We start from the raw sequence: 25,135 nt of genomic DNA on the forward strand, positions 1-25,135 counted from the left end.
CACCATGGAAAAGACTTTTAATCCCAACGCCATCGAGCAGGCCCTGTACCAGCAATGGGAAAGCAAGGGTTACTTCAAGCCCCACGGCGACACCAGCAAAGATGCCTACAGCATCATGATCCCACCGCCCAACGTCACCGGCAGCCTGCACATGGGCCACGCCTTTCAGGACTCCATCATGGACACCCTGATCCGCTACCAGCGCATGCAGGGCAAAAACACCCTGTGGCAGGTGGGCACCGATCACGCCGGCATCGCCACCCAGATGGTGGTGGAGCGCAAGATCGCTGCCGAGGAAGGCAAGACCCGCCACGACTACGGCCGTGACGCCTTTATCGACAAGATCTGGGAGTGGAAAAAGGAATCCGGCGGCACCATCACCCAGCAGCTGCGTCGCCTCGGTGCCTCGGTAGACTGGGATCGCGAGCGCTTCACCATGGACGAGGGCCTGTCCAACGCGGTGAAGGAAGTGTTCGTGCGCCTGTATGAAGACGATCTCATCTACCGCGGCAAACGCCTGGTGAACTGGGATCCCAAGCTGCACACCGCCATCTCCGATCTGGAAGTGGAAAACAAGGACAAGAAGGGCCACATGTGGCACTTCCGCTACCCGCTGGCCGACGGCGTGAAAACCGCCGATGGCAAGGACTACCTGGTGGTAGCCACCACCCGTCCGGAAACCATGCTGGGCGACACCGCGGTGGCGGTGAACCCGGCTGATCCGCGCTACAAGGACTTGATCGGCAAGGACATCATTCTGCCCATCGTCAACCGCCGCATCCCCATCGTGGGCGACGACCACGCCGACATGGAAAAGGGCACCGGCTGCGTGAAGATCACCCCGGCCCACGACTTCAACGACTACGAAGTGGGCAAGCGTCACGGCCTGCCGATGATCAATGTGCTGACCTTTGACGCCGCCATTCGCGATGAAGCCGAAGTGTTCACCACCACCGGCGAGCCGTCCGATGTGTACAGCCCCGAGCTGCCCGCCGCCTACCGTGGCCTGGACCGCTTTGAAGCCCGCAGCGCCGTGGTGGCCGAGCTGGAAAGCCTGGGACTGCTCGACAGCATCAAGGATCACGACCTCACCGTGCCCTACGGCGACCGCGGTGGCGTGGTGATCGAGCCCATGCTCACCGATCAGTGGTACGTACGCGCCGCGCCCCTGGCCAAGGTAGCGACTCAGGCGGTAGAAGACGGCGAAATCCAGTTCGTACCCAAGCAGTACGAGAACATGTACTTCTCCTGGATGCGCGACATTCAGGACTGGTGCATCTCCCGCCAGCTGTGGTGGGGCCACCGCATTCCCGCCTGGTACGACGAGTCCGGCAAGGTCTATGTGGGCCGGGACGAGGCCGAAGTGCGCGCCGCCCACAACCTGAGCGACGACGTGGTGCTGAGCCAGGACGAAGACGTGCTCGACACCTGGTTCAGCTCGGCGCTGTGGACCTTCTCCACCCTGGGCTGGCCGGAGCAGACCCCGGAGCTCAAAACCTTCCACCCTTCCAGCGTGCTGGTCACCGGCTTTGACATCATCTTCTTCTGGGTGGCGCGCATGATCATGATGACCATGCACTTCATCAAGGACGAAAACGGCAAACCACAGGTTCCGTTCAAAACTGTTTACGTCACCGGCCTGATCCGCGACGAAAACGGCGACAAGATGTCCAAGTCCAAGGGCAACGTGCTGGATCCCCTCGACATGATCGACGGCATCGATCTGGAGTCCCTGGTAGCCAAGCGCACCGGCAACATGATGCAGCCCCAGCTGGCCGCCAAGATCGAAAAGCGCACCCGCAAGGAGTTCGCCGACGGCATCGAGGCCCACGGCACCGACGCCCTGCGTTTTACCCTGTGCGCCATGGCCTCCACCGGCCGCGATATCAACTGGGACATGAAGCGCCTGGACGGTTACCGCAACTTCTGCAACAAGCTGTGGAACGCGTCCCGCTATGTGCTGATGAACACCGAGGAGCAGGATTGTGGCCAGAGCGGCGGCGAGCTGCAGTATTCGCTGGCGGATCGCTGGATTCGCGCCCAGCTGCAAGCCACCATCGCCGATGTGCGTCAGGCGCTGGACGGCTACCGCTTTGACCGCGCCGCCAGTGCCCTGTACGAGTTTATCTGGAACCAGTTCTGCGACTGGTATCTGGAGCTGACCAAGCCGGTGCTGTGGCACGGCTCCGAGGCCGAGCAGCGCGCCACCCGCAAGACCCTGATCGAGGTGCTGGAAACCCTGCTGCGTCTGGCCCATCCGATCATGCCCTACATCACCGAGGAAATCTGGCAACGGGTAGCCCCGCTGGCCGGCCGCGGCGGCGACAGCATCATGCTGGCCGCCTACCCGGAGGTGAATGCCGCCGAGCAGGACGAGCAGGCCATGGCCGATCTGGAGTGGGTGAAGCGCTTTATCGTGTCCATTCGCAACCTGCGCGCCGAGATGAACATTCCCCCGGGCCAGGCCCTGAGCGTGCTGCTGCGCCCCGCCGGGGACGACGCCCGCCGCGCCACCGACAACGACGCCTTCCTCAAGGCCATGGCCAAGCTGGAGTCCATCACCCTGCTGGCCGCCGACGAGGAAGCGCCGGTGTCCACCAAGCAGCTGATCGGCGACACCGAGCTGCTGCTGCCCATGGCCGGCCTGATCGACAAGGATGCCGAACTTTCACGCCTTGAGAAAGAGCTGGGCAAGATTCAAGGGGAGATCAAGCGCCTGGAAGGCAAGCTCAACAACGCCGGTTTCGTGGCCAAGGCCCCCGCCGAGGTGGTGGCCAAGGAGCAGGAAAAACTGGCCGACTACCAGGCCACCCTGAGCAAGCTGGAGCAGCAGCGCGAGCAGATCGCCAGCCTGTAATCACGACGGTACCCCCGTTACGCACAAAGCCCCGGCCAATGCCGGGGCTTTTTTATGATGGCTCAGCGGCCCACGTTGGCGGCGGCCTGTTGCACCGCCAGTGCTCCCTGATAAATCTCCTCCATGATCTTCTCCACCTCGGCCACCTGCCGGCGCCCCTGCTCGGCCACCTCGGTCACCTGCATAATGGCATCAGACACACGCCCGGTCAGCTCCCGGTTCTGCTGCACGACCTGGTTGATCTCTCCGGTGGCCCGGCTGGTACGCGCGGCGAGCTGACGCACCTCGTCGGCCACCACTGCAAAACCCCGCCCCTGTGCTCCGGCCCGGGCCGCCTCAATGGCGGCATTGAGCGCCAGCAGGTTGGTCTGATCCGCCACACTGCTGATGGTAGCCACAATTTCCTCAATGCTGCGGGCCTGCTCGTTGAGTCGGACTATCACTTCAACCGCCTGCTCCAGCCGGGTGCCAATGCTGACCGAGGTGGCCACCGAGAGCTTCAGCGCGGCACTGCCACGCTCGGCAATGTGGGAAGTCTGCCCGGCGGTAACGCTGGCCAGTTCGGCGGCTTCCCGGGCCAGCTTTGCCTTCTGCACCCGCTCGGTGATGTCGCTGGCAAACTTGACCACCTTCTCCACCTTGCCGGCCTCATTCCAAATAGGGTTGTAGGTGGCTTCCAGCCACAGCTCCCGGCCGTGGGCATCGAGCCGGCGAAAGCGCCCCGACTTGGGTTCACCGGCCGCCAGCTGCTGCCAGAACGCCGGCTGCTCCCGGGTGAACTGTTCATCACAAAACATCCGGTGATGCTGGCCCTGGATCTGGTCCAGACGATAACCGGTGACGGCGAGGAAATTGTCGTTGGCGGAAATAATGGTCCCGTCGGGCATAAACTCAATCACCGCCATGGAACGATGCAGGGCATGCAGCACCGCCTGCTGCGCCGCCTGCTCATGCTGGCGCCGAGTGACCTCGGTGGCGATTTTGACCACCCTGGTGACCACACCGCCGTCATCACACACCGGAACATAACTGGCCTCCAGCCAGATGACGCCGCCATCACGATGCCGTCGTTCAAAAATACCCGTTTGCCCCTTGCCCTGCTGCAGCCGCTGCCAGAGCCGGCGGTATTCAGCCGATGCAGCCTGCTCCGGCGTACACAGCAGACGATGATGTTCGCCCTGCAGCTCGGCCAGGGCATAGCCGACCACCGCCAGAAAAGCCGGGTTGGCGTCAATGATCTCACCGCCGGGAGTAAATTCGATCGTGGCCATATGAGTGCGAATGGCATTCAGCTCGGCCCCGAGTTGCTGGCAACGAGCTCGGTAATGGGCAACTTCCTGTTTGAGTTTTCTGCTGGTCAGCATTCTGGGTTATTCTCTGAATTGTGCTGTCGAAAAGATAAGCGAACCTGTAGACCCGAACGTCATGCATCTGCTTTCAGCGGATACAAAAAAGCCACACATTTAGTACAAAACGACGTCACGGATCGCGCTTTCTACGCCGGTGCCGGGCGTCCGGCAAGAATGTTCACCTGAAAACGAGAAGGAACCAGCATTTCCGGGAGGTTTCCATGCCAGTATTGCTGGCCATTATCATGGCACTGCTGCCCGCGTTTGCCACAGCCGGCCTGCCACAACCATTGCTGCAAGCGCACAACCGGGCCCGGGCCGAGGTGGGGGCCGCTCCGCTGGTCTGGTCGGCCCGGGCCGAGGCCCAGGCGGCCAGCTGGGCACAGGTATTAAGCCGGCGCTGCGATATCGAGCACAGCCGGGGCTCTGGCTTTGGCGAAAACCTGTTTATGGGCACCATCGGGTATTACGATGAGCTGGACGGGGTCAAAAGCTGGGAAGACGAAAAACGGCATTACTCGGGTCAGCCCCTGACGCGGGAACTGGTGCCCAGGGTGGGCCACTACACCCAGATGATCTGGCCCGACACGCGAGAGCTGGGCTGCGCCACCTCAAGCTGCAATAACCTCATGATCCTGGTGTGCAATTACTATCCGCCGGGCAACTACCTGGGCGAAAGCGCCTGGTAACCGCCCGGCAACGGCGTTACTTGTCGACCTGGTTGCCGATCACACCGCCCACCACGGCACCGCCTATGGTGCCCACGGCACTGCCGTGGGTCAGCACCGAGCCGGCCACGCCGCCCACACCGGCACCGATGGCGGTGTTGCGCTCGCGGTCGGACATGTTGGCACAGGCCGACAGCCCGAGCAGCAGCACGGCCGCCACACCCGCTTTCACTTTGCCATGCATAACCATCTCTTATTACCTCTGTTCACGCTGCGGGCACAGAACGCCCGGCCTCAGCATTAAGTGTATGCGGTGGACGCACAGCGCGACAGCGGCAGCCGGCGGCGCTGTGCACACCGTTGACGCAGCGATTCAGGGCGCTAGCCACAACAGCCGCACCACCGCCACGTTGGCCATGCTGACCAGCAGCAGAAAACTCACGTAAATCAGCACCAGATAACGAAAATAGTTGTGCCGGCTGTGTTGAATCAGGCCCAGCTGCTGCTGGTGAGCCCGGTGCGCCTGAGCAATTTTGCCAAACAGGGTCAGCTCGAAATGCATCAGCACCAGGCTTATCAGACTCAGTACCGTGCCCAGCAGGGGGGCGATCAGGATCCAGCCTTTCAGCACCTGAGTGATTTCGGGCTTGAGGTAGGGCACCGAGCCCAGCAGCACCACGGCAATGGTGATCTGAAACAGCTTTTGCCAGATATGATCATGGCGGTATTTGTACTCGTCCCACAGCTGCATGTGAGGATCCGGCGGTGGATACATATGGGCGCTCCCGATAACGATTTGCGCCACTATAGCATGGCCTTCAGCCCCATCTCCTCATGGCCTGGCCGCCCCTGATCGCCCTGGGTAAAGTCACAGACACCATCCGGAAATACCCTGCTCAGCATGGCCATATGAGGGCGCATGTCGAGCGCGCCGTACATGCCCCGTTCCACCGCCAGCTCCACCGGGATCAGGGCACACTGGAACAGCTCACCGGTGAGCGGCGCACCGGCCACATTACGGGGTGAACGAAACGCCGGATAGCGCTGCAGGCAGGCACCGGTGTCGGCATCCCCGCGCCAGGAGCCGTTCCACACCTCACCGCCCTCGGCGATCAGTTCACCGCTGTCGGTCCAGCAGGCATCCTGAGCGCTGGCCGGGCGCTGGCCGCTGCTCAGCCATTCATCCAGCACCTCAAAGGCCCTGTCACTGGGATTAAAGGGCTTGCCGCTTTGCCAGATCACCATGTTGTCGACATTGCCTTTGGCGGCCTGCATACGCAGCCATACCGACTGGGTGGCGTAGGAATGATGCATGTCGAGCTCGGGGTCAAGATAGTGACGTACATCGATCACCGGAATATCGATATTACCCAGAAACACATGACCGGAACGGTAGGCGGCGGCAATGGCATCGCGGTGGCCCCGGCTGCGGGGCGCCGTTTTCACAAGGTCGGCCCGGTTGCGCTCAAACACCCACAGCGGCACCGGGCTGCCCGGCGTTTTCTGCATGTTGTGATCACTCCAGATGGAAACACCGGCCAGGCTGTCGTCGCCGGTCAGCACCCACAGTTTTTCCTGCACCATCTCGGCTGGCGGTTTCCAGCTGCCGATGTTGGCGTTGAGGTGAAAAAACTCGGCGACGGAAATATCGCCCCGTTTCAGAGCATCGAGCCCGTATTGCACCCCGGTATTGTCGTGGGTGCGGTGGGCATAGCCGTTGTCATCCACCCCGTACACATGAGCCAGATCGTGCCAGTGGCTGAAGCGCTCTTTGGCCACCACCGCCGGCGCATAGTAATGAGCCCGGTGGGAGTAATGCGGGTTGTTGGTCAGCGGTGCCAGGCCACGCCAGCTCTTGGAGCACTCGGTGGCGCCCGGCGGCAGCCCGGGCAGGCGCAGTCCCAGCCCGGCCATGCGCGCCCAGCGGTAGTATTTCTTGAATTCGTGCTCCACCTCACTGCTGGCCGACACCCCCATCACCAGGCTGCGGTTCTCCTGCACCTCCCAGCGCTTGTTTTCCCGGGCGGTCACGTCGAAATAATACTCGAACAGCTCGCAGTCCAGCGCCCAGATGCTCTGGGTGATCATGTCCGGGTAGCTGTACTGGGGAATAAGGGCGTCGAGCAGGCCGGGCTTGTTCTGGGCGAACAGATATTGCTGCACGGCACCGCCGGAGCCGCCAATGCCGATGGTGTAGTCGGGTTTGCCGTAACGGGATTCAAATTGTGCCTTGACCATCTCGGCGGTATTGGCCGCCAGCCACATGTTGTAGTGGTTGCTGGTGACGTTGCCGCTGGAGCCCGCCAGGGCATAGCCCTGCGCCAGCTGGGTGATCAGCCGGCTGCCCACCCGGCCCAGACTCATCTTGCCCTGACGCTTGCCGATGCCGACACCGCCCTTGAAGTGAAATATCAGCTTGCGGTTCCAGTAAGGGCTGTGGGTGTCGGTGACCGGCGTACCTGGGTCCGCCAGCATGGCGAGCACGTACACGAAACGGTTGATGGTGCCCTGCTCCACCCGCAGCACAAAGGGAATACGCTCACCGTCCCGCTCTACCCAGTCCATGTCCTCGGGAACGTCGCCTGCAGGCAGCAGCCGAAAGTCGTCCTTGCCCTTGACCCGGTAGTAATAGTCGAGACGGGTAGGCAGCAGGCAATCCTTGCTGTGACCCAGCAACTGCTGCCTGTTCTTGACGCCGTTTTCCTCGGCATACACGGGGGTGCCGATGCCATCCTGATTATCCACCAGCGGCTGGCCCAGGCCCGACTCTTCGGTGTTGCAGGAAAAGGGGTATTGCAGCGGGCCCAGCGAAGTGTCGATCGGTCCGACTCCGCCGGGCGGTACCGGAAAGTCAAAGGCGCCCAGATCGAGCCTGACCAGAGAAGCATGAGGGCCGGCATAGGGCGGGAGGGGCTGGGCCGGATCATAGCCCGGTGGCAGGCTTTCCACCACCACCTCGGGCGGGTCGGGCAGCAGATGCCGGCCCAGGCGGGCCTGAATTTCACTGCAACCGGAAAGCACAAACAGGAAGGGAACAAACAACAGCAACACAGCGCGACCGGGTAACATGGTACTCTCCTTGATCCATGCGTATATGGATCAAGCTTAGCCGAGCCGGTCGCGCCACGCCGGCCTGAGCTTATTCCTCTTCCTCGCCTTCCTCGAAATAGGTGCCCCAGCCGTCGTAATCGATGCCGTATTTCTCGGCAATGGGCAGCAACTCTTCAATTTGCTGCATGATCTGCTCTTCGTCCAGGGCACTGCCGGCCACGGCGTCAAAGCACAGCAGGGTCTGGCCCCGCTCCAGGGTCAGCTCCTCGGCGTCGGTCACTTCGTAACCGGCCTTGAAACAGTCCACCGCCGCCTTTTCCAGCCTGGCAAAATTCTGCCCGGAGAAATGGTGCTCGATGGTGTATTCGGCATCGGGATTGCTGCCGTCGTTCAGCAGGGACTCGATGATATCGCGGGTTTCGGCCCGCCAGTCGGTGGCTTGACTCATGATTCGGCTCCGGATTGAGTAAGAGAGTCGGGGCGGCGGACTTCCCGGTCGAGGCGGGCAATGCCGTCGGCAATCTGCTTGCGGCTCTGTTTGAGCAGGTCACGCAGCTGCGCCGGCTGGCAGTCGCTGACGTCGATGGGCGGCATGATATCGATCAGCACCTCGCCGTTGTCCCAGCGATTCAGGTCCACCTGGCCAAAATAGCTGGAACAGGCGATGGGAACAATGGGCACCCCCGCCTGCAGGGCGATGTGAAAGGCGCCGGTCTTGAACGGCAGCAGCCCCTTGCCCTTGCTGCGGGTGCCTTCGGGAAACATCCAGATGGACAGCCTGCGGCTGCGGATCCTCTCCACCACCTTGCCGATGGTGCTGGCGGCCTTGGCCTTGTTTTCCCGGTTGATCAGCAGGTTGCCACTGAGCCAGAACAGCGGGCCGAACAGGGGGATCCAGAACAGACTGTTCTTGCCGATGGCCACGGTACGCGGCGACAGCACCCCCGGATGAGTGATGATATCCCAGTTGCTCTGGTGGTTGGCGATGTAAATGGCCGATTCCAGACCCTTGACGTGTTCACGCCCGCGAACGCTGACCTTGAGCCCCACCAGCGGGCAGGCCAGGTGAAACAGGCGACCGAGCAGATAAACGTTGTTCGGATGGCGGGGACGGACCAGACACAGCAGGGTGCCCAGCACAAAAACAACGACCATGGCCAGGCCCAGCAAGAGTATCCGCAACAGCTTTAACATGAACAATCCTCGCAATTTGAGACACGGCAGTATACTGACCGCCTCCCAAGGGAACAAGGCCGGCAGCCAGGGGGAAACCGGCCCTGTTCGAATCAGGACCGGTAGCTGTTCAGGCCTTCCAGCCGAAAACCGCTTACCGCCAGCTGCAGCTGCTCCGCCAGGGTCGCCAGCTCCCGGCTGGCGCTGGCGGTCTGCTCCGCCCCGGCGGCGTTTTCCTCGCCCATGCCATGAATGCTGGTGATGTTGCGGCTGATGTTCTCGGTGACCGAGGCCTGCTCTTCCACCGCGCTGGCGATCTGGGTGTTCATGTCGTGGATCAGCTGCACCGCCGAACTGATCATCTCCAGCGCCTGCTCCGCTTCACGCGCCCGTCCGACCGTGATCTCGGCCCGCTGACGGCCACTGTCCATGGCCGCCCGCGCCTTTTCCGCATCGCCCTGAAGACGGGCAATGGTGGTCACGATTTCCTGGGAAGACTGCTGGGTCTGCTCGGCCAGATTGCGTACCTCGGCGGCCACCACCGCAAAGCCGCGGCCCTGCTCACCGGCCCGGGCCGCCTCAATGGCGGCATTCAGCGCCAGCAGATTGGTGCGGTCGGCAATTTCCTGAATCACCTCGACCACGGTACTGATTTGGGTGCTGCTGTCGGCCAGCGACTGCACCACCAGACTGGTGCTGCCAACCTCTTCCGCCAGGCTTTGAATGTGCTCCACCGTTTGCAGCACTACCCGCCGCCCCTGCTCGGCGGCATCAAAGGCCGACTTCGCCGACTCCGCCGCCTGGGCGGTATTCTGCGACACCTCCTGCACCGTGGCCGACATCTGGTTGATGGCGGTGGCCACCTGCTCGGTATCCTGTTGCTGACGCTCCAGATTGGCACTGGTCTGCAACGACACCGCCGAGGTCTCTTCCGCCGCCGAAGCCAGCCCCGAGCTGGACATGTTGATCTGCCCCACCAGCTCCCTCAGCTTCTCGGTCATGTGCTGCAGACGGCCGTAGACCCCGGCAGCATTAGGCAGAAAGCGCAGGCCGAGATCGCCCGCGGCCACGGCCCCGGCAATGCGCTCCATTTCGGCGGGCTCGGCCCCCAGCGGCTGCAGCACGGTGCGCCGCAATACCCAGCCCAGCAACAGGCTCAGCAGCACCAGCAACACCGCCATGACTACCATCACCATCACCACGGTACGCTTTTGCTGCTCGGCGGAGGCCACCTCCCGCCCCAGCCGGGTCAGCAACAGGGAAATGAAGTCGTTCACCGAATCCTGCATAACCTGTTTGCTGCTGTCGTAGCTTTCACTGAATACCCGGTTCCAGGCTTCCCGGGTCTGCCCGGCAAGCATCAGCTCTATCGCTTCTTCTTCCAGCCGGGCCATGGTCAGGGTGGCCTGGCGGCCCCGCTCCAGGGTACTCAGCTCTTCATCGCTCAGCTCCATCTCCTTGAGCATCTGAGCGTTGGACAGGGTCTTGCCGTCCACCCGTGCGGCCTTGCCTTCGGTCATGGCGAGCACCTGCTGATAGCTCTGCAATTCATGAGGCATGGAGGTAGCCACGTAGTTGCGAATGCTGGAAGTGAGCTCACTCGACATCACCCGCATCAGGTTGGCGGAGTTGAAATACTCGAATTGTTTATCCTGCGCCTGCTCCACCTCATTCTGGGCCTGCAACAACAAATACAGCGTCCCGGCCAGGATCAGGGCAAAACCCAGCGCCACCACAATAATCAGCCGAATTACCCCCTTCAGGGTCATTGTGCCCTTCATGCTCCCCCTCTCCTTGCAAAGCAAATATGGTCGTTACCACTGAATACAGACGGCGGGATTATGTTCCAGGTGAAACCAAAACAAAATAAAAAGTTAATTCAAAACGAAGCCTTATTTATGCCGGACCTGGATACCGGGAGGTTGACCGGGAAACAGCGGCCAGGGGCCGGCGGCGGGCTGAGGAGCGTGCCGTCGCAGCCCCAGCCACAGCACGCCTGCCGCCAGCATCAACGCCAGGAAAATCATTACCATGGCGATCATCGCATGATGGTGCTGTTGCCGCGCCCGCTCTATATTACGGTCCAGCCTGGTCACCAGCTGGCTGATAAACTGGTTGACCGACTCGGCCACCACCTCGCTGTAGCTGTCGTAATCGGCGTTAAACACCTTCTGCCGGGCCTGAGCATAGTTCCCCGCTTCCACCAGCCGCAGCGCCTCGTCTTCCAGCCGGGCCAGGGTCAGGGTGGCCTGACGCGCCCGCTCCAGCAGATTGAGCTCTTCCCGGGTCAGGGTCATTTCCCGCAGCAGCTGTTCATTGGACACGGCACGACCGTTATCTCGAGGATGACGTCCTTCGGTCATGGCCAGCACATGGCGATACAGGGACAGGCTGCGCTCCGAGCCGGTATAGGCATAATTGCGAATACCGGCGCTCAGTTGCCCCGATAACAACCGAATCTGATTGGCCGAGTCGAAATATTCAAACCGCGTCTGCTGAGCCTGATACAACGCCTGCTGCGCTCGCAGCAATAGCACCAGCGCCACTACGCCTGCCAGCAGCAGCGCCGGCACCAGGGTAAATGCCAGCCGCAAAACCACCTTGTGATGCATGAATGCCTCTTGTTTTTATCCCGTCTTTATTTTTATTTTCCCCTTTTGGCGGGGGCGAAAATTATGGGCCAATCAGGAGCAAAGTGAAACCGGCCCTGCTCCTGCGAGCACAAGAAAAACTATCCCACCATATTTACCTTTGGGAGCAGGGCAATATTTTGTAATTTATTCCTTTTGCCTTTTATCAAATTAAAAAGGCCGCCCTCGGGCGGCCTTTATCACAATATCACGCCAGGCTCAGCCGAGCTTGCCGTGGCACTGCTTGTATTTTTTGCCCGAGCCACAGGGGCAAGGATCGTTGCGCCCCACCTTCTGGCCTTCCCGCACAAAGGGCGTGGCCTCCCCTGCAGCGGTCTGCGGCTCGGCGGCCAGCGGATTTTCCGCCTCGGCGTGGCTGTAGCTCTGGGGCAGGCGCTCGGCGGCCTCGCGCCGTTTGGCCTCGGCGGCGTCCACTTCTTCCTGGGTTTGCACCCGCACCCGGGAAAGAATGCTCACCACCTCGCGCTTGAGGTTGTCCAGCATCTGGGTAAACAGCTCGTAGGATTCGCGCTTGTATTCCTGCTTGGGGTTCTTCTGGGCGTAACCGCGCAGATGAATGCCCTGGCGCAGGTGATCCATGGCCGCCAGGTGCTCCTTCCACAGGTTGTCGAGGGTCTGCAGCATCACCGAGGTTTCAAACTGGCGCAGCACCTCGGCACCCACCACGGCCTCCTTCTCTTGGTAGGTTTTGGCGGCCGCTTCCAGCACCCGCTCCAGGATCTGCTCGTCGTGCAGCTTGTCGTCCTGCTTGAGCCATTCACCGATGGGCAGCTCCAGGGCGAAGTCGCTCTGCAACCGCTGCTCCAGACCGGGCACGTCCCACATTTCCTCCAGCGACTGGGGCGGAATGTATTCGTTGACCACGTCGGTGAGCACGTCTTCCCGAATCACCGCAATGGTGTCGCGAATGTCGCCGGAGTCGAGCAGCTCGTTGCGCTGCTCATACACCACCTTGCGCTGATCGTTGGCAACATCGTCAAACTCAAGCAGGTTCTTGCGAATGTCGAAGTTGCGGGTTTCCACCTTGCGCTGGGCGTTTTCGATGGCCCGGGTCACCCAGGGGTGTTCGATGGCTTCGCCTTCCTGCATGCCCAGCTTCTTCATCATGCCGGTGACCCGGTCCGAGGCGAAAATGCGCATCAGGGCGTCTTCCATCGACAGATAGAAACGGCTGGAGCCCGGATCACCCTGACGGCCGGCCCGGCCGCGCAGCTGGTTGTCGATACGGCGGGACTCATGGCGCTCGGTGCCGATGATGTGCAGGCCGCCGGCGGCCAGCACCGCCTCGTGGCGCCGCTGCCAGTCGGCCTTGATGGCGGCAATCTGTTCCGCCGTGGCACCCTCGCCCAGGGCTTCTATTTCCGCCTGCCAGCTGCCGCCGAGCACAATGTCGGTGCCCCGGCCGGCCATGTTGGTGGCAATGGTCACGGTGCCGGCGCGGCCGGCCTGGGCGATGATCTCCGCCTCTTTCTGGTGGAACTTGGCGTTGAGCACCTGGTGCCGAATGCCTTCCTTGTCGAGAATCCGTGACAGCAGTTCGGAGTTTTCAATGGACACGGTGCCCACCAGCACCGGCTGGCCCCGCTCCACGCAGTCCTTGATGTCGGCGACGATGGCCTGGTATTTTTCCGCCGCGGTCAGATACACCAGATCGCCCATGTCCTTGCGGATCATCGGCCTGTTGGTGGGAATGACCACAGTGTCGAGGCCATAGATATGCTGAAATTCAAAGGCTTCGGTATCGGCGGTACCGGTCATGCCCGCCAGCTTGTCGTACAGGCGGAAGTAGTTCTGGAAGGTGATCGAGGCCAGGGTCTGGTTTTCGTTCTGGATTTTCACCCCTTCCTTGGCTTCCACCGCCTGATGCAGCCCCTCGGACCAGCGCCGGCCCGGCATGGTGCGGCCGGTGTGCTCGTCCACGATTACCACCTCGTCGTTCTGCACTATGTAGTCGACGTTGCGTTCAAACAGGGTATGGGCGCGCAGGCCGGCGTTGACGTGAGACAGCAGAGTGATGTTGCCGGCGGAGAACAGGGAGTCGTTCTCGTCCAGCAGGCCCATGCGCTTGAGTTCTTCTTCCACGAAGATCTGGCCGTTCTCGGTGAGCAGCGCCTGCTTGTTCTTTTCGTCCACCGTGTAGTGGCCGTCGCCGGTATATTCTTCGGTGTCTTCCTTGTCCTGCTTCACCAGTTTGGGGATCAGGGTATCGATGCGCTTGTACAGCTCGGAGCTGTCTTCCGCCGGCCCCGAGATGATCAGCGGTGTACGGGCCTCGTCGATCAGCACCGAGTCCACCTCGTCCACCAAGGCGTAGTTCAGGGGCCGCTGCACCCGCTGCTGGGGCGAGAACGCCATGTTGTCGCGCAGGTAGTCAAAGCCGAATTCGTTGTTGGTGCCGTAGGTGATGTCGCAGGCATAGGCGGCCTGTTTTTCCTGATGGCTCATGCCCGGCAGGTTGCAGCCCACGGTCAGGCCCAGGAATTCAAACAACGGCCGGTTGCCCTCGGCGTCACGCCGGGCCAGGTAGTCGTTCACCGTCACCACGTGCACGCCCCGGCCGCTAAGGGCGTTCAGATAGACCGGCAGGGTGCCGGTCAGGGTTTTACCCTCACCGGTTTTCATTTCGGCGATCTGGTTATTGTTGAGCACCATGCCGCCGATCAGCTGCACGTCGAAATGACGCATGCCAAACACCCGTTTGGACGCCTCGCGCACCACCGCAAAGGCCTCGGGCAAAATCTGCTCCAGGGTTTCCCCCTGCTCCAGGCGGCTGCGGAATTCCACCGTCTTGCCCTGCAGCTCGGCGTCCGACAGGGCCTCGAACTTCGGCTCCATGGCATTGATTTCGTTTACTACCTTGCGCAGTCGCTTGAGGGTTCGGTCGTTGCGACTGCCAATGATTCGAGTGAAGAGTTTGGTGATCATGCTTGGCCAATTGTGATGTTGAAAAAGACCGCCCCGCGCACCGCGGAGCCATAACGAAAATAGTGCCGGAAAAGACGATATGCCCCATGCTGCCGGCCCTGCGCTTTCAGCATTTCATCATGCAAATGTAACCCGTTGGGGCAGCAAGAAAAAGAGGCAGGTGAATGCGCGAACCGGGAATTATATGGTGACGAAGCGGGCAATATTCAAGGGCGGCGGCCACCAAAAGGGCTTGCACGACCAGGGAGCATGATAAAAACCGACGCCAGTGGCGCAAAAATCGTGCACACAGCAGGGGGAAACAGCATAAAACACGCCGGCGCGGAGAGATGCCGGCGTGTGTGCACGAGAATCAGGCGGGCTGAAACGCGGTGTCGTAGTAACGGATCGGCGATTCGGCGCCCTCGTCACCGAAGGTGACCATTTCCCAGGCCTCGGTCTGCGCCAGCAGCGCCCGCAACAGGTTGTTGTTCAGGGCGTGGCCGGTCTTGTAGGCCCGGAACTCGCCCAGAATGCTGTGGTTGCACATGTACAGGTCGCCGATGGCGTCCAGCATCTTGTGCTTCACAAACTCGTTGGGGTAACGCAATCCGTCTTCGTTGAGCACCTTGTATTCATCCAGCACCACGGCGTTTTCCAGGCTGCCGCCCAGCGCCAGGTTCTGGGAGTGCAGGTACTCGATGTCGCGCATAAAGCCAAAGGTACGGGCCCGGCTCAGCTCTTTCACAAAGGCAGCACCGGAAAAGTCCAGTACCAGATGCTGACTCTGGCCTTCAAACACCGGGTGCTTGAAGTCGATGGTCAGGTCCATGCGAAAGCCCTTGTTGAAGGGACGCAGCTCGGCCCATTTGTCGCCGTCTTCCACCCGTACCGGCTGCTTGATGCGAATGAAGCGCTTGAGCGCGTTCAGCTCGCGAATGCCGCCGGACTGCAGCAGGTAGATGAAGGGATGGGAGCTGCCGTCCATCACCGGTACCTCGGGGGCATCCACCTCGATATAGAGGTTGTCGATGCCCAGCCCCGCCAGAGCGGCAGACAGGTGCTCAATGGTAGACACCCGCACGCCCTGATCGTTGACCAGCGCGGTGCACAGCATGGTGTCCTTCACCAGGTCGGCGTCGGCCCGAATCTCGACCTGCGGCTCCAGATCGGTACGACGAAACACGATACCTGTGTTGGCCGGCGCAGGAACAAAGCGCAACTGCACCTTGTGACCGGAATGCAGACCGATTCCGGTGGCCTGCACGGTATTCTTGAGAGTTCGTTGTCTAATCATAGGATTGTCCGTCAGTCAGATAGCCCGATTCGAACCATATAAAATGGCCATACATGCTAACACATTTTTCCTCGCCCGCGCCAATCCGGCGCGTTTTTAGTCAGCCTGCTTGCGCAGAAACGCCGGAATGTCCAGGTAATCCAGATCGGTTTTCACCTGGGCATTGTCGCCGCCCACCGCCAGCTTGCCGGGCTGTTCGTCGTGGCCGCTGTCGGCACGGCGCAGGCCGTTGTCGTCGCGGCTGTTGCCGGATTTCACCAGGGTGATGTCGGGCTTGCGCTCGGCGCCGATGCCGGTGGCCACCACGGTCACCCGCAGTTCGTCGGTGATCTCCGGATCCAGCACGGTACCCACCACCACGGTGGCGTTCTCGGAGGCAAAGGCCTTGACCGCGTTGCCCACGGTTTCGAACTCTTCAATGCTCATGTCGAGGCCGGCGGTGATGTTCACCAGAATGCCCCGGGCACCGGCCAGATCCACGTCTTCCAGCAGCGGGCTGGAGATGGCCTTCTCGGCGGCCTCCTCGGCACGGTCTTCACCGGTGGCACAGCCGGTTCCCATCATGGCGGTGCCCATTTCACGCATCACGGTGCGCACGTCGGCGAAATCCACGTTGATCAGGCCCGGACGGGTAATCAGCTCGGCAATGCCCTGCACCGCCCCCAGCAGCACGTTGTTGGCGGCCTTGAAGGCGTCCAGCAGGGAAATGCCCCGGCCCAGCACCTTGAGCAGCTTGTCGTTGGGAATGGTGATCAGGGAGTCGACGTGCTTGGCCAGCTCGTTGATGCCCTGCTGGGCGTAGTTCATGCGTTTCTTGCCTTCAAAGGCAAAGGGCTTGGTCACCACCGCCACGGTCAGAATGCCCAGCTCCTTGGCCACCTCGGCCACCACGGGGGCGGCGCCGGTGCCGGTGCCACCGCCCATGCCGGCGGCGATAAACACCATGTCGGCGCCGTCGAGCAGATCGCGGATGGCGTCCTTGTCCTCCAGCGCCGCATCCCGTCCCACTTCCGGATTGGCACCCGCGCCCAGGCCTTTCGTAATGGCGCTGCCGACCTGCAGGGTGTGGTGGGCGCTGGCGTTGCGCAGCGCCTGGGCATCGGTGTTAATGGCCAGGAATTCAACCCCTTCGAGGTTTTCCCGCACCATGTGCTCCACGGCGTTACCGCCGCCGCCACCCACACCGACCACTTTAATGACGGCTTCCTGCTCGTGATCATTCATCAGTTCAAACATAGGATTCACCCTCTCTCCGCTTGGTTCCTGGTTTCCTGCCAGGATTAAAATTCACCACGCAGCCAGTTGCCGACCCGCTTGAACAGGCTGGTAACACTGGACTTGCTGTTGTATTCCTGTTGAGGCATGGACTGATGCTCTTTGCCGTATTGCAGCAGCCCCACGGCGGTGGAATACACCGGCGTCTCAACATAATCCGATAAGCCCTTGATGCCGGCGGGCTGGCCGATGCGCACCTGGCACTGAAAGATCTGCTCGGCACATTCCACCAGGCCTTCGATCTGGGCGGCACCACCGGTGAGCACCAGGCCGGCGGCCAGTTGATGCTTGACCCCGGCCTTTTTCAGCTCGGTCTGCACCCGGGCCAGCTCCTGATTGATCATGCCGAGCAACTCGCTGTAACGGGGCTCGATCACTTCCGCCAGGGTCTGGCGCTGCAGGCTGCGCGCCGGCCGTCCCCCCACGCTGGGCACTTCAATACTGTCTTCCTTGCTCACCAGCCGGCTGAAGGCGCAGCCATGGCGCACCTTGATCGCCTCCGCGTCCAGCGGCGGCGTGCCAAAGGCGTAGGCGATGTCACTGGTCACCGTGCTGCCGGCATAGGGGATCACCTTGGTATGGCGCAGGGCGCCGCCGGTGAACACCGCCATGTCCATGGTGCCGCCGCCGATATCCACTACGCATACACCCAGCTCCTTTTCATCTTCGGTCAGCACCGCATAGCTAGAGGCCAGGGCGCTGAAAATAAGCTGGTCTACCCGCAGTCCCAGACGCTCCACGCACTTTTCGATGTTGCGCGCCATGTCGTTGTGGCAGGTGATCAGGTGCACCTTGGCGTGCATGCGCACCCCCGACAGGCCGATGGGGTTCTTGATCCCCTCCTGAAAATCGATGGAGTACTCCTGGGGGATCACGTGCAGCACCCGGTGCTCGTCGGACAAGCGCACCGACTTGGCGGTGTGGATCACGTTGTCCATGTCTTCCTGGGTGACTTCCTCGTCCGACACCGGCACCATGCCGGTTTCGTTGCGGCACTCGATGTGTTTGCCCGACAGCCCCAGATACACGGAGGTAATCTGGCAATCGGCCATCATTTCGGCCTCGTCCACCGCCCGCTTGAGGGACTTGACCACCGACTCGAGATCGTTCACGCCGCCCTTGTCCATGCCCTTGGCGGCATGGCTGCCCAGGCCGATGATATTGAGATCACCGTCCGGCAGCACTTCGCCCACCAGGGCGGTGACCTTGGCCGTGCCGATATCAAGCCCGACGATCAGATTTCGTTCCGCGCTCTTGGTCATTCTCTTCGTCCTGCTTCCATCCCACTGCCAGTCCGGTATCGTAACGCAGGTCGAGATAAGCCACTCGCTCGCGCCCCACAATGCCCGGATAGACATTCACAAATCGTTTCAGGCGGGCTTCGATGTCGTCCCGCCCCAGTATCAGCCTGACACCATCGCTCAGGGTCAGTTCCCAGGAAAATCGCGGCGTCAGGTGCAACCGGCGAATATCGTAGCCCTTGCCCGCCAGCAACGGCTGCAGCCGCCGGTATTCTTCCAACACCCGGGGAGCTTCCTGATCCGGCCCCGACAGGCGCACCAGATCCAGCTCGCCCCGGTGGGCCTCAAACACCTCGCCATGGGTGTTGACCAGGGCATCCTCGTTCCAGAACGCCGCCACCGGCTGCTCGACAATGTACACCCGCAGGCTGTCGGGCCACTGCTTGCGCACCGAGGCCTGATACACCCAGGGCAGTGCCTGCAACTGTTGCTGCACCCGATCCACCTCCAGGGTGAAAAAGTTGCCCACCTCGGGCAACGCCAGCACCGACTGACGAATTTCGTCCTGGCTCACAAAGCGGTGTTCCCCCTGAACAATCAGGCTGTTCACCGGCACCTGGTTGGCCGCCGTGGCCCACATCACCGCCTGCCACAGGCCCCAGATCAGGGTGCCCAGCACCAGCAGGAAAAACAGCAGGCCGGACAAAAAGCCCAGCCGGGTACGGCTGACCGCGGCCTCGCTCATATCAGTCCGCCATGTCCAGCACGCGCACCACCAGCTGGTCGAAGTCGAGGCCGGCCACCCGGGCCGCCTTGGGCACCAGGCTGGTTTCAGTCATACCCGGTACCGTATTGACCTCCAGCAGCCACCACTGGCCGGCCCGGTCGCGCATCAGATCCACCCGGCCCCAGCCGCTGGCAGCCACGGCCTCAAAGGCGCGCAGGCACAGCTCGCCCAGCGCCTGCTCTTCCTGCTCGCTCAGGCCACAGGGGCACAGGTATTCGGTATCCCCCGACTGGTACTTGGCCGAGTAGTCGTAAAAGGTGTGGGGCGTGCGCAGGCGAATGGCCGGCAGCGCCCGCTCACCCAGAATGCTGACGGTATACTCGTCGCCGTCGATAAAACGCTCCAGCAGCACCTCGTCGTCGAATTCAAAGGCCGCTTCAATGGCGGCAGCCAGCTCGGATTCATTCTCCGCCCGGGCCATACCGATGCTGGAACCTTCGTGAGAGGGCTTGACGAACACCGGACCGGCAAAGCGCGCCATCAGTGCGGCGGCCTGCGCCGGCTGGTAGTCCTTGCGGCGCACGATCTCGAAGTCGGCGGTGGGCAGCCCCGTGGCGCGCCATACCTGCTTGGTGCGGATCTTGTCCATGGCCAGGGCCGCCCCCAGCACCCGGGAGCCGGTATAGGGAAGCCCCAGGTGCTCCAGTGCCCCCTGCAGGGTGCCGTCTTCACCACCCCGGCCGTGCACCACGATAAAGGCCCGGTCAAAGCCGTCTTCCTTCAGCTGCGCCAGCGGATAGTCCCTGGTGTCGATGCCGTGGGCGTTCACCCCGGCCCGCTGCAGCCCGGCCAGCACGGCGGCGCCGGAGCGCAATGACACTTCCCGCTCGGCGGAGCGGCCGCCAAACAGCACTGCTACCTTGCCGAATTGTTCCATTACTGGCCTCCTTGCTGTTTCATTGCCTCAACCGAAAGTTTGCAGCCACCCAGCTTGCGCGCCAGGGCACCCACGTTGCCGGCCCCCTGAGTCAGCACGATGTCGCCGTCCTGCATCAGTTCCGCCAGCACCATGGGCACCTCGTCGGGACTGGCCACGTAAATGGGCTCCTGGCCCCGGCTGCGAATGGTGCGGCACAGGGCGCGGCTGTCGGCGCCGGGAATGGGCGCCTCGCCCGCACTGTACACTTCCAGCAGGATCAGCACATCGCTTTTCGACAGCACGTCGACAAAGTCTTCGTACAGATCCCGGGTACGGGTGTAGCGGTGGGGCTGGTAAATGGTCACCAGCCGGCGTTCGGGCCAGCCGGCACGCACCGCATTCTGGGTGGCGCGCACCTCGCTCGGGTGATGGCCGTAGTCGTCCACCAGCTTGACCCGGCCACGGCCGGTGTCGAACTCGCCGTATTGCTGAAAGCGCCGGCCCACGCCCTCGAATTTCTTCAGCGCCGCCAGAATGGCCCCGTCTTCGATGCCGTCCTCGCAGGCCACGGCGATGGCCGCCGCCGCGTTCTGGGCATTGTGCCGGCCCGGCAGGTTGAGCTGCACGTCCAGGCAGCTGCCGTCGGGGCGGCACACGCGAAAGGTGCTGTGATCCGCCTGCTGGTGAAAGTCTTCCACCCGGTAGTCGGCCTCGGGGTGAAAGCCGTAGCTGACAAACTGACGACCGATGCGCGGCAGCAGGCCGCGCACCACCTCGTCATCGATGCACAGCACCGCCAGGCCGTAAAACGGCAGGTTGTGCAGGAACTCGATAAAGGTGCCTTCCAGCTTGCTGAAATCACCGCCGTAGGTGTCCATGTGATCCGCTTCGATATTGGTGACGATAGACACCATGGGCTGCAGGTGCAGGAAGGAGGCATCGCTCTCGTCCGCCTCGGCGATCAGGTAGCGACTGGAGCCCAGCCGGGCATTACAGCCGGCGCTGTTGAGCAGGCCGCCGATCACGAAAGTGGGATCCAGTCCGGCCTCACCATAGATGCTGGCCACCAGGCTGGTGGTGGTGGTCTTGCCGTGGGTGCCGGCCACCGCCACGCCGTGGCGAAAGCGCATCAGCTCCGCCAGCATTTCGGCCCGGCGCACCACCGGAATGCGCAGATCCCTCGCCGCCAGCAGTTCGGGGTTGTCGGCCTTGATGGCGGTCGATACCACCACCACGCTGGCACCGGCCACCTGCTGGGCATCATGACCCAGAAAAATGGTGGCGCCCATGGCCTGCAGCCGGTCGGTGACCGGGTTGTAGGCGATGTCGGAGCCGGAAATGGCATAGCCCTCGTTGGCCAGCACTTCGGCAATACCGCCCATACCGGCACCGCCGATGCCGATAAAGTGAATGCGCCTGACCCGTCTCATCTCGGGGATCATGCTTCTCAGTTTTGCCAGTTCAACCTTGGTCATGCCAGTCTCTCGTTTATTTCGCCAGGGTGCGCAGGCAGTGTGCCACCTGCGCCGCCGCATCGGTAATCGCCTGTTGCCGGGCCTTGCCGGCCATGTCCCGCAGCCGTGCGCGGCTGCCGGCCAGCTGTTCCAGCTGGTGTGCCAGCGCCGCCGGGGTCAGGGTGGCCTGCGGCATCAGCAGGGCCGCGCCCCGATCCACCAGCGCCTGCGCGTTTTTGGTCTGGTGATCGTCCACCGCATGAGGCAGCGGCACGAAAATGGCGCCCAGGCCCGCCGCCGCCACTTCCGACACCGTCAGTGCGCCGGCCCGGCACACCACCAGATCGGCCTCGCCGTAGGCGGCGGCCATGTCGGTAATAAAATCGCTCACCTCAGCGTCAACACCGTGGGCGGCATAGGCGGAGCGCACCGCCTCGCTGTTGCCCCGGCCGCACTGGTGACGCACCGCTACCTGCGCATTCACCTGCGCCAGGGCTGCGGGCAGGGTATCGTTGAGCACCTTGGCCCCCAGGCTGCCACCCACCACCAGCAGCCGCAGTGGCTGAGGCTCAAGGCCAATACGCTCGGCCGGGGCCGGCAGCGCCACCACGTCCGGACGCACCGGGTTGCCCACCACTTCGCCCTGCTCAAAGGCGCCGGGAAAGGCCATCAGCACGCGGCTGGCAATGCGCGCCAGCAGCCGGTTGGTCATGCCGGCGGCGGCATTCTGCTCGTGCAGCACCAGCGGAATGCCCGCCAGCCTGGCCGCCACCCCGCCCGGGCCGGCGGCAAAACCGCCCATGCCCAGCACCACATCGGGTTGCGTCTGTTTCAGCACTCGCCGGGCCTGACGCACGGCGTTGGCGATTTTAAAGGGCGCCGCCAGCAGCCGTTTGAGGCCGTTGCCGCGCACGCCGGCAATGCTGATGGTATGCAGCGGGTAGCCGTGTTTCGGCACCAGCTGGGCTTCCATGCGCTCGGCGGTGCCCAGCCAGTGAATGGTCCAGCCTTCCTCCCGCAACAGATCCGCCACCGCCAGCCCGGGGAACACATGGCCGCCGGTGCCGCCGGCCATCACCAGCAGGGTCTTGTTGTTGCTCATAGTGCCTCCCGCTGTCTGGCCTGCATATGGTCACGGCGCCATTCAAAGTCGATGCGCACCAGAATGGCCACCGCGGCGCTCATCACCAGCAGGCTGGAGCCGCCGTAGCTCACCAGGGGCAGGGTCAGGCCCTTGGTGGGCAGCATGCCCGAGGCCGCGCCCACATTGACCACGGTCTGAAAACTGAACCAGATGCCGATACCCACGGCCAGATAACCTTCATACTGGCGACCGCCATTCAGCACCTTCTGGCCGATGCGCAGCGCCTTGAACGCCAGCCAGCACTGCAGCAGCAGCACCAGCATGACCCCGGAAAAGCCCAGCTCCTCGCCGAGAATGGCGAACACGAAGTCGGTGTGCGCCTCGGGCAGGTATTCCAGTTTCTGAATGGAGTTGCCCAGCCCTTCGCCAAACCAGCCGCCCCGGCCAAAGGCCATCAGCGACTGAGTGAGCTGGTAGCCGCTGCCAAAGGGATCGTCCCAGGGGTTGAGAAACGAGGTCACCCGCTTCACCCGGTAGGGCGCCATGGCGATCAGCCCCGCCACCAGCGCCATGCCCAGGGTCACCAGGCTGATAAACTGGCCCATGCGGGCGCCGGCGATAAACAGCATGCCCAGGGTGGTCACAAACAGCACCACCACCGAGCCCAGATCCGGCTGCAGCAGCAGCAGCACCGACAACATGCCCATCACCGCCAGGGGCTTGAGAAAGCCCTTCCAGTGGCCACGCACCTCGTCCTGCTTGCGCACCAGAAAGCCGGCGAGAAAGGTAAACAGCGCCAGCTTGGCGATCTCCGCCGGCTGCACGTTGAACAGCCCCAGCGCCAGCCAGCGCTTACTGCCGTTGATCTCCCGGCCGGCCACCAGCACCAGCACCAGCATGATCAGCGCCAGGAGCAGAAAGCTGCCGTTGTACTGCTGCCAGCGCTCCATGGGCACCTGCAGCACCAGGGCGCTGAGAACCAGACAGATCAGCAGAAAGCTGGCGTGGCGCTTGACGAAGTAAAAGGGATCGTCCCCCACCGCAATGCCTTCGGCAATGGAGGCGGACGACACCATTACCAGGCCGATCACCATCAGCGCCAGCGACAGAATCACCAGCTGGCGGTCGTAGATATGGCCCTGGGACGGCCGCAGCAGCCAGTCGAAGCTGAATGAGGGCAGCAGCCTCATAGCGCCTCCACCAGGGTCGCGAAATGCTCCCCGCGGGCCAGATAATTGGGGTACATGTCAAGGCTGGCACAGGCCGGCGCCAGCAACACCCAGTCGCCGGGCCCGGCCTGCTGTGCGCACCAGGCCACCGCCTCGGCCATGTCGGCCACTTCATGGGTATTGTCACCCAGTGCCAGCAGTTGTTGCTTGTCCTGGCCCAGGCAGGCCATACCGGCAATGCAGGTGTTGAGCAGCGGCACCAGCGGAGAAAAGTCCTGGCCCTTGCCCTGGCCGCCGGCGATCAGCCACAGCCGGCCGGTCAGGCCATCGGCGATGCCGTCGATGGCCGCCAGGGTGGCGCCCACATTGGTGGCCTTGGAGTCGTTGATCCAGCGCACGCCCTGTTTCTCGGCCACAAACTGGCAGCGATGCGCCAGGCCGGCAAAACGGCGCAATACCGCCAGCTGGGCGGCGCGGGGAATACCCGCTTCGTCCGCCAGCGCCATCGCGGCCAGGGCGTTCAGCTGATTGTGGGCACCGACGATGCGCAGCTCACGCACCGGCAATACCGGCTCGCCGTACACGCTGAGCCAGCGCTCGCCATTGTGCTCAACGCGGCCGTACTCCCCTTGGTTCAGGCCAAAGCTGACCGCCCGGCTATCCGCCGGCGGCCGGGTTTCATCGTCTTCCCGGCTGTACACGCACAGCCCGGCGCCCCGGTAAATGCCCAGCTTGGTATCCCGGTAATGGGCCAGGGAGTCGTAGCGATCCAGATGATCCTCGCTGATGTTGAGCACGGTGGCGGCCAGCGCCCTGAGGCCCGGTGTGGTTTCCAGCTGAAAGCTGGACAGCTCCAGCACCGCCAGCTCCAGCGGCTGGTTCAGCAGCTCCAGCGCCGGCGTGCCGATATTGCCGCCCACGCCCACCGACAGCCCCGCCTCGGCGGCCATCTCGCCCACCAGGCTGGTAACGGTACTTTTGCCGTTGGAGCCGGTAATGGCGATCACGGGAGCCGTGCACTCACGCAGAAACAGTTCGACGTCACCGATGATCTCCACCCCGGCGGCCGCCGCCTGCCGCAGCTCCGGCGTGGCCAGAGGCACGCCCGGGCTGGCGATAATCAGCTCGGCGGCACCAAGTATTTCGCCGTGCAGCCCGCCGAAATAACACTCCAGCCCCTCGGGCAGCTGCTCGGCCCCCGGCGGCCGGGCGCGGGTGTCCATCACCAGCGGGCGTACCCCCAGGCGCAGGCAGTGGCGCACACAGGAAAGTCCCGTTTGTCCCAGTCCGATAATCACAGTGCGCGCAGGGATCAT

20 protein-coding genes and 1 pseudogene are annotated in these 25,135 nt (G+C 62.7%); 2 read left to right on the forward strand and 19 right to left on the reverse strand.

The genetic code is table 11. The annotated features are described in order from the left end of the window. The first annotated feature begins 4 nt into the window (after positions 1–4). A complete protein-coding gene (locus PU634_RS13540) occupies positions 5–2,857 on the forward strand; it encodes a valine--tRNA ligase (protein WP_306761312.1) in 2,853 nt (950 codons plus the stop codon). 62 nt (positions 2,858–2,919) lie between these two features. Here PU634_RS13540 and PU634_RS17240 read toward each other — a convergent pair whose 3' ends face one another. Together PU634_RS17240 and PU634_RS17245 are read right to left on the reverse strand one after the other, a co-directional pair. Next, positions 2,920–3,453 (reverse strand): methyl-accepting chemotaxis protein, encoded by a 534-nt coding sequence (locus tag PU634_RS17240; RefSeq protein WP_371319646.1) that lies wholly within the window; start codon positions 3,451–3,453, stop codon positions 2,920–2,922. A 3-nt stretch (positions 3,454–3,456) separates the two neighbouring features. Beyond that, a pseudogene (locus tag PU634_RS17245) lies at positions 3,457–4,221 on the reverse strand (PAS domain-containing protein); the annotation flags it as partial. Positions 4,222–4,427: 206 nt separating this feature from the next. On the opposite strand from PU634_RS17245, the gene PU634_RS13550 reads away from it, so the two are divergent. Then, positions 4,428–4,895 carry a CAP domain-containing protein gene (locus PU634_RS13550; protein WP_306761314.1) on the forward strand — a complete coding sequence of 156 codons (468 nt, stop codon included), beginning with the start codon at positions 4,428–4,430 and terminating at the stop codon, positions 4,893–4,895. A 16-nt stretch (positions 4,896–4,911) separates the two neighbouring features. Here the strand turns inward: PU634_RS13550 and PU634_RS13555 are convergent, their stop codons facing one another. The 17 genes from PU634_RS13555 to murD all read right to left on the reverse strand — a co-directional run bounded on the left by PU634_RS13555 (position 4,912) and on the right by murD (position 25,135). Next, positions 4,912–5,118 (reverse strand): YMGG-like glycine zipper-containing protein, encoded by a 207-nt coding sequence (locus tag PU634_RS13555; RefSeq protein WP_306761315.1) that lies wholly within the window; start codon positions 5,116–5,118, stop codon positions 4,912–4,914. 129 nt (positions 5,119–5,247) lie between these two features. Next, positions 5,248–5,649 (reverse strand): hypothetical protein, encoded by a 402-nt coding sequence (locus tag PU634_RS13560; protein ID WP_306761316.1) that lies wholly within the window; start codon positions 5,647–5,649, stop codon positions 5,248–5,250. A 29-nt stretch (positions 5,650–5,678) separates the two neighbouring features. Next, positions 5,679–7,943, reverse strand: a complete 2,265-nt coding sequence (locus tag PU634_RS13565) for a DUF6351 family protein (RefSeq protein ID WP_306761317.1) — start codon at positions 7,941–7,943, stop codon at positions 5,679–5,681. A 70-nt stretch (positions 7,944–8,013) separates the two neighbouring features. Next, positions 8,014–8,373 (reverse strand): ribonuclease E inhibitor RraB, encoded by a 360-nt coding sequence (gene rraB, locus PU634_RS13570; RefSeq protein ID WP_306761318.1) that lies wholly within the window; start codon positions 8,371–8,373, stop codon positions 8,014–8,016. Next, positions 8,370–9,119, reverse strand: coding sequence for a 1-acylglycerol-3-phosphate O-acyltransferase (locus PU634_RS13575; RefSeq protein ID WP_306761319.1), 750 nt, complete (start codon positions 9,117–9,119; stop codon positions 8,370–8,372). Before PU634_RS13575 ends, rraB begins: the two co-directional genes overlap by 4 nt. 92 nt (positions 9,120–9,211) lie before the next feature. After that, on the reverse strand, positions 9,212–10,879 hold the full coding sequence (locus tag PU634_RS13580; protein WP_306761320.1) for a methyl-accepting chemotaxis protein: 1,668 nt from the start codon (positions 10,877–10,879) through the stop codon (positions 9,212–9,214). 111 nt (positions 10,880–10,990) lie between these two features. Further along, entirely contained in the window at positions 10,991–11,710 is a 720-nt protein-coding gene (locus PU634_RS13585) for an MCP four helix bundle domain-containing protein (protein WP_306761321.1), read from the reverse strand. Positions 11,711–11,947: 237 nt separating this feature from the next. Next, positions 11,948–14,674 (reverse strand): preprotein translocase subunit SecA, encoded by a 2,727-nt coding sequence (gene secA / locus PU634_RS13590; protein ID WP_306761322.1) that lies wholly within the window; start codon positions 14,672–14,674, stop codon positions 11,948–11,950. A 352-nt stretch (positions 14,675–15,026) separates the two neighbouring features. Then, positions 15,027–15,950: a UDP-3-O-acyl-N-acetylglucosamine deacetylase gene (gene lpxC, locus PU634_RS13595; RefSeq protein ID WP_306761323.1), complete on the reverse strand. Its 924-nt coding sequence runs from the start codon at positions 15,948–15,950 to the stop codon at positions 15,027–15,029. A 96-nt stretch (positions 15,951–16,046) separates the two neighbouring features. After that, positions 16,047–17,186 carry a cell division protein FtsZ gene (gene ftsZ / locus PU634_RS13600; RefSeq protein ID WP_306761324.1) on the reverse strand — a complete coding sequence of 380 codons (1,140 nt, stop codon included), beginning with the start codon at positions 17,184–17,186 and terminating at the stop codon, positions 16,047–16,049. Positions 17,187–17,230: 44 nt separating this feature from the next. Then, positions 17,231–18,487, reverse strand: coding sequence for a cell division protein FtsA (ftsA, locus tag PU634_RS13605; protein ID WP_306761325.1), 1,257 nt, complete (start codon positions 18,485–18,487; stop codon positions 17,231–17,233). Next, entirely contained in the window at positions 18,447–19,211 is a 765-nt protein-coding gene (locus tag PU634_RS13610) for a cell division protein FtsQ/DivIB (RefSeq protein WP_306761326.1), read from the reverse strand. Before PU634_RS13610 ends, ftsA begins: the two co-directional genes overlap by 41 nt. 1 nt (position 19,212) lies before the next feature. Next, on the reverse strand, positions 19,213–20,130 hold the full coding sequence (locus PU634_RS13615; RefSeq protein ID WP_306761327.1) for a D-alanine--D-alanine ligase: 918 nt from the start codon (positions 20,128–20,130) through the stop codon (positions 19,213–19,215). Next, positions 20,130–21,587 carry a UDP-N-acetylmuramate--L-alanine ligase gene (murC, locus tag PU634_RS13620; protein ID WP_306761328.1) on the reverse strand — a complete coding sequence of 486 codons (1,458 nt, stop codon included), beginning with the start codon at positions 21,585–21,587 and terminating at the stop codon, positions 20,130–20,132. The genes PU634_RS13615 and murC overlap by 1 nt, the downstream gene beginning before the upstream one ends. A gap of 13 nt (positions 21,588–21,600) precedes the next feature. Next, positions 21,601–22,668 carry an undecaprenyldiphospho-muramoylpentapeptide beta-N-acetylglucosaminyltransferase gene (gene murG / locus PU634_RS13625; RefSeq protein WP_306761329.1) on the reverse strand — a complete coding sequence of 356 codons (1,068 nt, stop codon included), beginning with the start codon at positions 22,666–22,668 and terminating at the stop codon, positions 21,601–21,603. Next, the gene (gene ftsW / locus PU634_RS13630; protein ID WP_306761330.1) at positions 22,665–23,840 is read right to left on the reverse strand and encodes a cell division protein FtsW; all 1,176 of its coding nucleotides are present in this window, start codon (positions 23,838–23,840) and stop codon (positions 22,665–22,667) included. Before ftsW ends, murG begins: the two co-directional genes overlap by 4 nt. Then, positions 23,837–25,135, reverse strand: a complete 1,299-nt coding sequence (gene murD, locus PU634_RS13635; RefSeq protein ID WP_306761331.1) for a UDP-N-acetylmuramoyl-L-alanine--D-glutamate ligase — start codon at positions 25,133–25,135, stop codon at positions 23,837–23,839. The genes ftsW and murD overlap by 4 nt, the downstream gene beginning before the upstream one ends.

The organism is Oceanimonas pelagia, from assembly GCF_030849025.1.
Taxonomy (GTDB): Bacteria; Pseudomonadota; Gammaproteobacteria; order Enterobacterales; family Aeromonadaceae; genus Oceanimonas; species Oceanimonas pelagia.